Source organism: Aquimarina rhabdastrellae (genome assembly GCA_947387485.1).
GTDB lineage: Bacteria > Bacteroidota > Bacteroidia > Flavobacteriales > Flavobacteriaceae > Aquimarina.
Window position 1 is genome coordinate 1 of record CANDNT010000057.1, and the last position, 1,083, is coordinate 1,083.

Annotated in this window: 2 protein-coding genes; both read left to right on the forward strand. The window is 30.4% G+C overall.

Going from position 1 to position 1,083, the window contains the following annotated elements; translation table 11 throughout:
• The first annotated feature begins 15 nt into the window (after positions 1 to 15).
• Positions 16 to 495: a hypothetical protein gene (locus tag ACYEKI_RS21220; RefSeq protein WP_459213217.1), complete on the forward strand. Its 480-nt coding sequence runs from the start codon at positions 16 to 18 to the stop codon at positions 493 to 495.
• A gap of 11 nt (positions 496 to 506) precedes the next feature.
• On the forward strand, positions 507 to 779 hold the full coding sequence (locus ACYEKI_RS21225; RefSeq protein WP_459213218.1) for a hypothetical protein: 273 nt from the start codon (positions 507 to 509) through the stop codon (positions 777 to 779).
• The last annotated feature ends 304 nt before the right edge of the window (positions 780 to 1,083 follow it).

Consider the following 1,083-nt stretch of genomic DNA (forward strand, 5'->3'; position numbering starts at 1 on the left):
TCATAAATTAATTATATGTTACATCGATTAAAAACAAATCTTAAATCAAAATTACAACACGCCAAGGCTAATATTGCAATAGACCTCTTTGGTGTTGAAAAACAAATTCACCAACATGCTAATACCTATGTAGCAAAGCTTGCTAAAGAATTAAACCTACCTAAATCGCAACTACTTATTCGGGTATTTCCTAAAAAGGATATTCTTGATTTAGCGATTTATCATCAAGGTAAACTTATCAAACCCATCATTCTTGAGGATTTATTACTACTCTTTGCTGATAAAGAGCAAATTCAACTTTTAGGACTTCATGAGCGTATTCATAATGGTATTTTAAATTTTGTGCAGAACTATGCTATTCAAGAAAACATACCGCAAGAGCATTTACATCTAGGGCTTTGTGTAAGAGATCAAAAACTCTCTATTTTGATTTATAATCGTGCGCAATTCTTAGCACAATATCCACTAAACAAATGGTTAAACTTTATCAAATAACCCTATATCTAATGTCAAAAAATAAAGCACTTTGGAAAATTCCTAATGATTCCTTTAGTAAACTAATTGTTTGGTTTAAGGATGGTAATGTTCGTACATTTTATTCTTTAGATTGGAAACATCCTAAAGCTAAAAAAAGAAGTAAATCTCTTGGTATTAATCGTTTAAAACGTCTAGTCTCTTCTTATGGAAAAAACGCTGGTGTAGCACAAATCTATGATATTGCTTCTAATGCGCTAGTGCAAAACTTCTATGAAGGCGTTCCTACTAGAAAAAAAAGTTGATTTTTTGTAAGTATAGTGTACTAAATGCGTCTATCCCTTGTTATTAAGGGAACTCTAGTGACTAATCAGTCACTATTCTAATCATATCGAATCCATTTTTGCACCTCCATTTTTTTATAACCCTATCGGGTTTAATCTTTTATATATTTATATATGACTTATAACAAACTTAGTCCGTAGTACTTTACTACTGTAATTGGAAAACTTTTAGAATCCATTTCGATTCAACTTTAAAACCATTCTATTCATCAAAAAAACAAATCACATTAATGAAGATCAAATTTCAGGTCTTTTGGCAAGACAA

Excerpts from the sequence above, each read along its gene's own strand:
- ACYEKI_RS21220 (WP_459213217.1), top strand. The coding sequence starts at position 16 with ATGTTACATCGATTAAAAACAAATCTTAAATCAAAATTACAACACGCC.
- ACYEKI_RS21225 (WP_459213218.1), top strand. The coding sequence starts at position 507 with ATGTCAAAAAATAAAGCACTTTGGAAAATTCCTAATGATTCCTTTAGT.